The organism is Actinomadura keratinilytica, from assembly GCF_039539665.1.
GTDB classification, from domain to species: domain Bacteria; phylum Actinomycetota; class Actinomycetes; order Streptosporangiales; family Streptosporangiaceae; genus Spirillospora; species Spirillospora keratinilytica.
Genome location: NZ_BAABDO010000170.1, coordinates 1 through 10,649, shown reverse-complemented (window position 1 = coordinate 10,649; position 10,649 = coordinate 1). Strand labels below are relative to the sequence as shown.

The window sequence follows — 10,649 nt, the reverse complement described above, 5'->3', positions numbered from 1 at the left end:
CCCGCCGCGCCCGGCGCCGCGACGAGCTCGCCGCCGGTCGCGCTGACCGACGCGGAACGGGACCGCCTCGCGCGCATCAGCCCCGTCCCGGTGCAGCAGGTCTGGCCGCTGTCGCCGCTGCAGGAGGGGCTGTTCTTCCACTCCAGCTACGACACCGGCGCACTGGACGTCTACACCGCCCAGGTCGCCTTCGACTTCCCCTACCGCGTCGACGCCGGCCGGCTGCGCGCCGCGTGCGCGGCGATGCTGGCCCGGCACGACGCGCTGCGCGCCGGGTTCACCGGCGACGGGCTCCGCCGGCCGGTGCAGTTCATCGGCGCGGACCCCGAACCCGTGCTGGAGGAGGTCGACCTGTCCGCGCTGGACGCCGACCGGCGCCGCGCGGCCGTCGACGACGTCCTGGCGGCCGACCGCAGGCGCCGCTTCGACCTGGCCCGGCCGCCGCTGTTCCGCATGCTGCTCATCCGGCTCGGCGACGACACCGACCGGCTGGTGCTCACCCACCACCTGATCCTGTGGGACGGCTGGTCGGCCTGGCTGTTCTTCGAGCAGCTCATCGCCCTGTACGAGCGGCGCGGCGACGCCTCCGACCTGCCCCCGCCCGGCTCCTACCGCGACTACCTGGCCTGGCTGGCCGGGCAGGACGCCGACCGGGCCGCCGCCGCGTGGCGGGACGCGCTGGCGGGCCTGGAGGAGCCGACCCTCGTCGGGCCCGTCGACCGCGCCCTGGAACCGGTCATCCCCGACCGCTGCCGCGCCGAACTGCCCCGGCCGCTGACCGAGCGGCTGTACGAGGCGGCGCGCCGCCACGGCCTGACGCTCAACACCGTGTTCAGCGCCGCGTGGGCGCTGGTGCTGTCCAACGCCACCGGCCGCGGCGACGTGGTGTTCGGCACCGCCGTGGCCGGACGGCCGGGCGACGTCCCCGGGGTGGAGTCTGCCATCGGCATGTTCCTCAACACGGTGCCCGTGCGCGTCGCCCTGGACCCGCGCGAGACCGTCCCGGACCTGCTGCGCCGCGTCCAGGGCGAACGGGTGGCGCTCATGCCGCACGACTACCTCGGCCTCGGCGACATCCAGCAGGCGTCCGGGCACGCCCGCCTGTTCGACACCCTCTACGTGCTGCAGAACCTCGGCGATGAGGACGACATGGCCGGCCTGCGCCGCCGCCACGGCATCGTGGAGGCCGAAGGGGTGGACGCCACCCACTACCCGATCACGTTCATCGTCACGCCCGGCCCGCAGGTGCGGATGAAGCTGGACCACCGCCCCGACGTGATCGACCGCGCGTTCGCCGAGACCCTGCTGCGGCGCTTCACCACCGCCGTGGAACGCCTCGTCGACGGGCTGGACGCCGACCGGCCCCCGCGCGTGGGCGCACTGGACGTGCTGGAGCCGGGGGAGCGGCGGGCGCTCGCCGCCGACTGGGACGCCACCCGCCGCCCCCTGCCCGGCGAGACCGTCTCGGAGATGCTCGCCGCGCAGGCCGCCCGCACCCCAGGCGCGATCGCCCTCGTCGCCAAGGACGAGACCCTCACCTACGCCGAGCTGGACGCCCGCGTCAACCGGCTGGCCCGGCTGCTGCTGGCGCACGGCGCCGCACCCGAGCGGGTGGTGGCGCTGGCGCTGCCGCGCTCGGCCGACATGGTGGCGGCGCTGTTCGCGGTGCTGCGCACCGGCGCCGCCTACCTGCCGCTGGAACTGGACCACCCGGCCGAACGGCTGGCGCGCATGCTCGCCGACGCCGAGCCGGTCTGCGTGGTGACCACGACCGCCGTCGCGGCGTCCGTGCTGCCCGCCGAGCCGCACCGGATCGCGCTGGACGACCCGGCGGTCGCCGGCGCGCTGGCGGCCCTGCCCGGCGACGACCTCACCGACGCCGAACGGCCCGGCTTCGAACGCACCCGCCCCGGCCGCCTGGAGCACCCGGCCTACATCATCTACACCTCGGGCTCCACCGGCCGGCCCAAGGGCGTCGTCACGCCCTACCGGGGCCTGACCAACATGCAGCTCAACCACCGGGAGGCCGTCTTCGGCCCCGCGATCGCCTCGGCCGGCGGGCGCAGGATGCGCATCGCCCACACGGTCTCGTTCGCGTTCGACATGTCGTGGGAGGAGCTGCTGTGGCTGGTCGAGGGCCACGAGGTGCACGTGTGCGACGAGGAGCTGCGCCGTGACGCCGAGGCGCTCGTCGCCTACTGCGACCGCAACCGCATCGACGTCGTCAACGTCACCCCCACCTACGCGCACCACCTGATCGAGGAGGGCCTGCTCGAGCACGACCCGGACGCCGGACGGCACCGCCCCGCGCTGGTGCTGCTGGGCGGCGAGGCGGTCACCGAGACCGTCTGGGCCCGGCTGCGCGACACCGACGGCACGTTCGGCTACAACCTGTACGGCCCCACCGAGTACACGATCAACACGCTCGGCGGCGGCACCTTCGACAGCGACACCCCGACCGTGGGCCGGCCCATCTGGAACACCCGCGCCTACGTGCTGGACGCGGCGCTGCGCCCCGTGCCGGACGGGGCGCCCGGCGAGCTGTACATCGCCGGCGTCGGCCTGGCCCGCGGCTACCACCGCCGCCCCGGCCTGACCGCCGAGCGGTTCGTCGCCGACCCGTTCGGCGCGCCCGGCGACCGCATGTACCGCACCGGCGACCTGGTCCGCCGCCGCCCCGACGGCCTGCTGGACTTCCTCGGCCGCACCGACGACCAGGTGAAGATCCGCGGCTACCGGGTGGAGCCCGCCGAGATCGGCGCCGCGCTGGAGGAGCATCCGCACGTCGCGCACGCCGCCGTCGTCGCCGACGCCTCCGGGCCGGGCGGCGTCAAGCGCCTGGTCGGCTACCTGGTGCCCGACACCTGGCCGGTCCGGGACGCCGACGCGTTCACCGCCGAAGTGCGCGCCCACCTCAAGACGCGGCTGCCGGACTACATGGTCCCGGCGGCGCTGGTGCCGGTGGAGCGGCTGCCGCTGACCGTCAACGGCAAGCTGGACGTGCGCGCGCTGCCCGCCCCCGCCGTCACCGCCGCCGCCGAGAGCCGGCCGCCGCGCACCCCCGCCGAGGAGATGCTGTGCGGGCTGTTCGCCGAGCTGCTGGAGGCGGAGCGGGTCGGCATCGACGACGACTTCTTCGACCTGGGCGGCCACTCGCTGCTGGCCACCCGGCTGATCGGCCGCGCCCGCGCCGCGCTCGGCGCGGAACTGGCCATCCGCGACCTGTTCGAGGCGCCCACCGTCGCCGAACTGGCCGCACGCGCCGCCGCCTCCTCCGGCACCGGCCGGCCCGCGCTCGTCCCCGCCCGAACGCGGCCCGCCGAGCCGCCGCTGTCGTCCGCGCAGCGCCGGCTGTGGATGATCGAGCAGCTCACGCCCTCGGCCGCCTACAACTTCCCGCTGGTGATGCGGCTGCGCGGCGCGTTCGACGCGGACGCCTTCCGCGCCGCCCTCACCGACGTGACGGCCCGGCACGAGGCGCTGCGCACGCTCATCGCCGAACACGAGGGCCGCCCGTACCAGCGGATCGTGCCGGCCGGGGACGCCCGACCCGAGTTCGACGTGGTGGCGGCCGGCGAGGCGGAGCTCGACGGGGTGCTGGCCGACGTGCTGGGCCGCCGCTTCGACCTGTCGTCCGAGCTGCCGCTGCGCGCCACCGCCGTCCGGCTGGCCGACGACGAGCACGTCGTGGCGCTGGTGCTGCACCACATCGCCACCGACGAATGGTCCGACGGGCCGTTCCTGCGCGACCTGTCCACCGCCTACGCCGCCCGCACCGCCGGACGCGCACCCGAATGGGAGCCGCTGCCCGTCCAGTACGTCGACTACACGCTGTGGCAGCGGGCCCTGCTCGGCGACCGGTCCGAGCCCGGCAGCCTGGCCGCGCGCCAGCTCGCCTACTGGCGCGAGACGCTGGACGGCGCGCCCGAACGCCTGGAACTGCCCACCGACCGCCCGTATCCGGCGCGGCCCAGCATGTCCGGCGGCGAGCTGACCGTCGAACTGGACCCGGACGCCACCGCCGCCCTGCGCCGGGTCGCCCAGCGCGGCGGCGCCACCATGTTCATGGTGTGCCACGCGGCGGTCGCCGCGCTGCTGCACCGCCTCGGCGCCGGGGACGACCTGCCGCTCGGCGCGCCGGTCTCCGGACGCGCCGACGGGGCCCTGGACGACCTGGTCGGCTTCTTCGTCAACACCCTGGTGCTGCGCACCGACGTGTCCGGCGACCCCACGTTCGCCGAGCTGCTCGCCCGCGTCCGGGAGACGGACCTGGCCGCCTTCTCCCACCAGGACGTGCCGTTCGAGGCCGTGGTGGAGGAGCTGAACCCGGTCCGCTCGGCCGACCGCAACCCGCTGTTCCAGGTCATGGTCGGCTACCGCAGCCGCCCGTCCGCCGGGTTCGCCCTGGCCGGACTGGACGCCCGGCCCGAGCCGGTCCGGGCCCGCACGGCCAAGTTCGACCTGGTGTTCGGCTTCGCCGAGCACGGCCCGGACGGCGGCCTGGCGTGCGTGCTGGAGTACCGCTCCGACCTGTTCGACCGGGCGACCGTCGCGGCGCTGGGGGAGCGGCTCACCCGCCTGCTGGCGGCCGCGGCCGCCGACCCGTCGGTGCGCGTCGCCGACATCGACCTGCTGACCGGCGGCGAACGCGAACGCGTCCTCGCCGGCTTCAACCGAACCGACCGGGTGGTGCCGGAGCTGACCCTCCCCGAGCTGTTCCGGCGGTGCGCCGCCGAGCGGCCCGGTGCCGTCGCCGTCGTGGACGGCGCCCGCACCGTCACCTACGCCGAACTCGACGCGCTGTCGGACCGCATGGCCCGGCTGCTGTCGCTGTACGGGGTGGGCGACGAGAGCGTCGTCGGGGTGGCGGTGCCGCGCTCGGTGGAGATGGTCGCGGTGATGCTGGGCGTCAACAAGCTCGGCGCGGCGTTCCTCCCGCTCGACCTGGCCCACCCGGCCGACCGCCTCGCCTACATGCTGGCCGACGCGCGCGCCGCGGCCGTCGTGGTGACCGAGCAGGTCGCGGGCAAGGTGCCGCAGGTCGACGGCGTGCGGCCGGTGGTCCTGGACGCCCCCGAGGCCGCCGCCGAACTGGCGGGGATCGAACCGGGCGGGGACGACCTGCCGTGGGTGGCGCTCGACCAGGCCGCCTACGTCATCTACACGTCCGGGTCGACGGGGCGGCCCAAGGGCGTCGTCGTCCCGCACGAGGGCATCGGCAGCCTGGTGGCCACCGCCGTGGACCGCATGGGGCTGACCCGCGACAGCCGCGTGCTGCAGTTCGCCTCCATCGGCTTCGACGTGACGGTCTTCGAGCTGACGATGGCGCTGTGCCACGGCGGCCGGCTGGTGCTCATCCCCGACACCGCCCGCGTCCCGGGCCGCGAGCTGGCCGACTTCATGACCGAGCAGGGCATCACCCACGCCATCCTGCCGCCGTCGCTGGTCGCCGCCCTGCCCCCCGACTGCGTCCTGCCCGAGGGCGCCACCGTGCTGGTCGGCACCGAGACCGTCCCGCCGGACGTGGTCGCGCGCTGGGCCGGGCACCTGCGGCTGCTGGCCGCCTACGGGCTGACCGAGGCCACGGTGAACTCCACGCTGTGGCCGGCCGAGCCCGGCTGGTCGGGCGGCGCGGTGCCGATCGGCAGGCCCGACCCCAACACCCAGGTGTTCGTGCTGGACGAGCGGCTGCGTCCCGTGCCGCCCGGCGTGCCCGGCGAGCTGTACGTCACCGGACGCGGCCTCGCCCGCGGCTACCTGGGGCGCCCCGTCCTCACCGCGGAGCGGTTCGTGGCGTGCCCGTTCGGGCCGCCCGGCGCCCGCATGTACCGCACCGGCGACCGCGCCCGCTGGCGCCCGGACGGCAACCTCGACTTCCTCGGCCGCGCCGACGACCAGGTGAAGATCCGCGGGTACCGCATCGAACCCGGCGAGGTCGCCGCGGCCCTGACCCGCCACCCGGACGTGCGGCAGGCCGCCGTCGTCGCCGACCGCGGCGGCCGGGACACCCGCCTGATCGGCTACGCGGTGCCGGAGGACGGCGCGCCGCCCCTCGACCCGGCCGCGCTCCGCGCCCACGTCGCGACGCTGCTGCCCGACTACATGGTCCCGGCGGCCGTGGTGGTGCTGGACGGGCCGCTGCCGCTCACCCCGAACGGCAAGCTCGACCGCCGCGCGCTGCCCGCCCCCGACTGGTCGGCGCCGACCGGGGCGGCCCGGCCGGCGACCGCGCTGCAGCGGACGCTGGCCGCCCTGTTCGCCGAGGTCCTGGACGTGCCCGAGGTCGGCGTCCACGACGGCTTCTTCGAGCTGGGCGGCCACTCCCTGTCGGCGATGCGGCTGCTCGGCCGGATCCGCGCGACGCTGGACGCCGGGCTCACCCTGCGCGACGTGTTCGACGCGCCCACGGTCGCCGCCCTGGCCGAACGCCTCGACCGCGACCGCGGCGAGCAGGACGCGCGGCCGCCGCTGGCACCCGCCGAGCCGCGCCCGGAGGCCGTCCCGCTCGCCCCGCCGCAGGAGTGGCACCGCGCCCGGTACCGGCAGGGCACCGGCACCGCGTACGACATGGCGTTCGCGTTCCGGCCCGCCGACGGGCTCGACCGCGCGGCCGTGGCCGCGGCGCTCGCCGACCTCGCCGAGCGGCACGAGCCGCTGCGCACCGTCGCCGCCGAGCACGGCCACCGCGCCGCCGCCCTGGAACTGGAGGAGCACCGGGTCGCCGACCTGGATGGGGGCCTGCGGGCGCTGGCCGCCGAGGAGGCCGACCTGGACGGGCGGCCGCCGCTGCGGGCCTGCCTGCTCACCGACCCCGAAGGCGCGCGGGCGCTGCTGCTGGCGATGCACCACATCGGCGTGGACGAGTGGTCGCTCGTGCCGCTGTTCCGCGACTTCACCGTCGCCTACCGGGCGCGGCTGCGCGGCGACGCGCCGGCCTGGCCGCCCCTGCCCGTCGGATACACCGACTACACGCTGTGGGCGCACCGGGTCGTCGCGCGGGTCGAGGAGCGGCAGCTGGCGTACTGGCGCGACGCCCTGGACGGCATGCCGCGCCGCGTCCCGCTGCCCTACGACCGGCAGCCCTCCGCCGGCCACCGCCCCCGCGGCGACCACCTGGAGTTCGCGCTCGACCCCGACCTGCACGAGGCGGTCGACGCGCTCGCCGCGCGCACCCGGACCAGCATGTTCATGGTGTTCCAGGCCGCGTTCGCCGCACTGCTCACCCGGCACGGCGCGGGCACGGACCTGCCGATCGCCGCCCAGGTCGCGGGCCGCGGCGAGGACGCCCTGGCCGACCTGGTCGGCTGCTTCGCCGACGTCGTCGTGCTGCGCACCGGCACGGGCGGCGACCCGGAGTTCACCGAGCTGCTGGCGCGGGTGCGCGACACCGACCTGGCCGCGTTCGACCGGCAGGACGTGCCGTTCGCCCGCGTGGCGGCCGCGCTCGGCCTGGCGGCGCCCCAGGTGATGGTGGTGCACCACGAGGTGCCCGCCGACGAGCGGGTGACCGCGTTCGAGCACGTCCCGACCGGCGCGCTCGCCGCCGAGCTGACGCTGGCCCTCTACGAGCCGCACGGCCCCGGTCCGGTGGACTACCTGCTGCGCTACGACGCGGGGCTGTTCGACCGCGCCACCGTCCAGGCCCTGGCCGACGAACTGATCGACATCCTGAGGAGGAGCACCCGATGAGCACCAACCCGTTCGAGGACCCCGAGGGCCGCTACTTCGTCCTGGTCAACGACGAGGGCCAGCACTCGCTGTGGCCGTCGTTCGCCGACGTGCCCGCCGGCTGGACGGTCGTGTTCGGCGAGGACTCCCGGGACGCCTGCCTGGCCTACGTGGAGGAGAACTGGACCGACCTGCGGCCCCGCAGCCTCGTCGAGGCCATGGAGGGCTGACCGGCGCGGCACCGCAGCGCGGCCCTGCGGCGCGGTCCTCCGGCGCGGCCCCGAGGGCCGCGGTCCCGGGGGACCGGCGGGGTCAGCCGTCGCGGCCGTCGGACCAGGCGCGCCACAGCTCGGCGTACCTGCCGCCGGCGCGCACCAGTTCGCCGTGCGTGCCGGTCTCCACCACGCGGCCGCCGTCCAGCACCACGATCCGGTCGGCCGCGGCCGCCTGGGTGAGGCGGTGCGCCACGACGAGCGCGGTGCGCCCCTCGACCGCGGCGGCCGCCGACGCCCCCAGCGCCCGCGCGCCCGCGCTGCCCGCCTCGGCCGTCGCCTCGTCCAGCACCGCCACGGGGGGATCGGCCAGCACCAGGCGGGCCAGCGCGAGCTGCTGCGCCTGCGCGGCGGTCAGCCGGTGCCCGCCGTCGCCCACCACCGTGTCCAGGCCCTGCGGCAGCGCCAGCGCCCACTCCAGGGCGCCGACGCGGGCCAGCGCGTCGCGCAGCTCGGCACCGGTCGCCTCCGGCCGCACCAGCCGCAGGTCGTCGGCGAGCGTCCCGGCGAACACGTGCACCTCCTGCGTCACCAGGGCCACGCCCCGGCCGGGCCCGGCGCCGTCCGCGCCGACGGCGATCCGGCCGCGGTCCGGGCGGTGCACCCCCGCGACCAGCCGGGCCAGCGTCGTCTTGCCCGCGCCGCTGGCCCCCACCAGCGCCACCTTCTCCCCGCCCGCGATATGGAGGTCGACGTCATGCAGCACCGGACGACCGGGCCGGTAGGCGTAGCCGACGCCGCTGACCAGCACCGAACCGTCCGACTCGTCGCAACCGCCTTCGCCCCGCCGGCCGGCGTGCCCGGCGGCGTCCCGGCCGGGGGAGGGCGGGGCGGCGTCCGCGACGCCCACCAGCCGCGTCAGGCCCGCCAGGGCGCTCTGCGCGTCGTCGACGAGCCCGAGCGCCACGTTGATCGGAGTGAACAGGTTGTGGAAGTACAGCGCCGCGGCACTGGCCGTGCCGATGCTCACGCTGCCGCCCCGCACCAGCCAGAACCCGGTCGCCAGCACCGCCGACAGCCCGACGAACTCGGCCAGGTTCAGCCGCGAGTAGAACCGGGTGACCAGGCGCGCCCCGCGCAGCATCAGCTCGACCGCCGTCAGGGACCGGGCGGCGACGCGCTCGGCGTGCTCGTCCTCCAGCCGGAACGCCCGCACCGTGGCCGCGCCGCCCACCGTGCCGAGCAGCTCCTGCTGCTGGGCCCCGACCGCGACCCGCTGCGCCGCGTACAGCGGGACGGCCCGGCGCGCGTACCAGCGGACCGTGTGGGCCTGGATGGGGACGGCCAGCAGCGCCACCACCAGAAAGCGCCAGTCCAGGATCGCCATGGCCACCAAGGTCAGCACGATGCTCAGCAGCGACCGGGCCAGCGCGGGCACCGCCTCCCGCACCACCGTGGTGATCACTGACACGTCGTTGGTGACCCGGGAGGTCAGGTCGCCGGACCCGGCGCGCTCCACCCGCTCCAGCGGCAGCGCCAGCGCCCGCTCGACGAACCGTTCGCGCAGCGCCGCCAGCACGCCCTCCCCGGCGCGGGCCACCAGCCCGAGCCCGTAGGCGGTCAGCCCCCCCTGCGCGAGCGCGATCACCACCAGCCAGACGGCCGGGGCGGTCAGCGCGGACGCGGGCCGGCCGGCGGCGACCAGGTCGATGACGCGGCCGAGCACTGGCGCGGTGAGCAGCCCGACGGCGGTCGCGGCGACCAGCGCCGCGAACCCGGCCAGGAACGTGCGGCGGTGCGGGCGGGCCAGCCGCCGCACCGCCGCGCGAACGCGCTGCGCGGACGCGGTCGGCAGCAGCTCCCGTTCGGTGCCGCCGCCGCGCTCGGCGCCCTTCGGGCCGCCCGCGGCGCGCTCGTCCGTGGCCGTCATCGCAGGGCTCTCCTCGCAGGTCTCGGTCGGTGGTGGGGGTCAGTACAGGACGGCCGCGCGGTAGTCCGGCCGGCGCACGAGCTCGGCGTGCGCTCCCTCGGCGGCCGCGGCGCCGCCGTCCAGGAACACCACCCGGTCGGCGGCGGCCAGCAGCGCCGGGCTGGTGGCGACCACGATCGTGGTGCGCCCCTGCCGGGTCTCGCGCAGGCCCTCGGCGATGCGCGCCTCGGTGACCGCGTCGACGGCGGTCGTCGGGTCGTGCAGCACCAGCACCGGGGCGCCGGAGGCCAGCGCGCGGGCCAGCGCCACGCGCTGCCGCTGCCCGCCCGACAGCGACCGCCCCCGTTCGGCCAGCACCGTCGCGGTGCCGTGCGGCAGGTTCGCGGCGACCTCGTCGGCCGCCGCCGCGGCCATCGCCCTGTGCACGGCCTTCTCCGCCGCGCCGCCTCCGTCCACCTCGGCGGCGTTGTCCATGGCCGCCGCCGCGGCGTTGTCCGTGGCCGCCGCCGCGGCGTTGTCCGTGGCCGCCGCCGCGGCGACGTTGTCGAGCAGGGCGCCCTCGAACAGGTCGGCGTCGTGCTCGGCGACCACGACGGCGCGGCGGATCTCGGCCGGGTCGAGCGTCGCCAGCGGCACGCCGTCCAGCTCCACCGCGCCGTCGTCGGGATCGGCGGACCGGCCCAGCAGGCGCAGCAGCCACGTGGCGGCCCTCGGGTCGGTGGTGACGACGCCGAGCAGCTCGCCGGGCGCGACGTCCAGATCCAGCCCGCGCAGCGCGCCGCCGCCGCACGACACGCCGCGCAGCCGCACCGCGGCCCGCACCGGCCGCGGCAGGCCCC

4 protein-coding genes are annotated in these 10,649 nt (G+C 76.8%); 2 read left to right on the top strand and 2 right to left on the bottom strand.

Annotation, left to right across the window (positions count from 1 at the left end):
* The first annotated feature begins 90 nt into the window (after positions 1-90).
* Positions 91-7,689: an amino acid adenylation domain-containing protein gene (locus ABD879_RS30460; protein WP_345025189.1), complete on the top strand. Its 7,599-nt coding sequence runs from the start codon at positions 91-93 to the stop codon at positions 7,687-7,689.
* Entirely contained in the window at positions 7,686-7,898 is a 213-nt protein-coding gene (locus tag ABD879_RS30455) for an MbtH family protein (RefSeq protein ID WP_345025187.1), read from the top strand. Before ABD879_RS30460 ends, ABD879_RS30455 begins: the two co-directional genes overlap by 4 nt.
* A gap of 82 nt (positions 7,899-7,980) precedes the next feature.
* On the opposite strand, the gene ABD879_RS30450 is transcribed toward ABD879_RS30455, so the two are convergent.
* Together ABD879_RS30450 and ABD879_RS30445 are read right to left on the bottom strand one after the other, a co-directional pair.
* Positions 7,981-9,810 (bottom strand): ABC transporter ATP-binding protein, encoded by a 1,830-nt coding sequence (locus ABD879_RS30450; RefSeq protein WP_345025186.1) that lies wholly within the window; start codon positions 9,808-9,810, stop codon positions 7,981-7,983.
* A gap of 39 nt (positions 9,811-9,849) precedes the next feature.
* Positions 9,850-10,649: ATP-binding cassette domain-containing protein (locus tag ABD879_RS30445; protein ID WP_345025185.1), on the bottom strand; the 800-nt coding region annotated here is incomplete at its 5' end.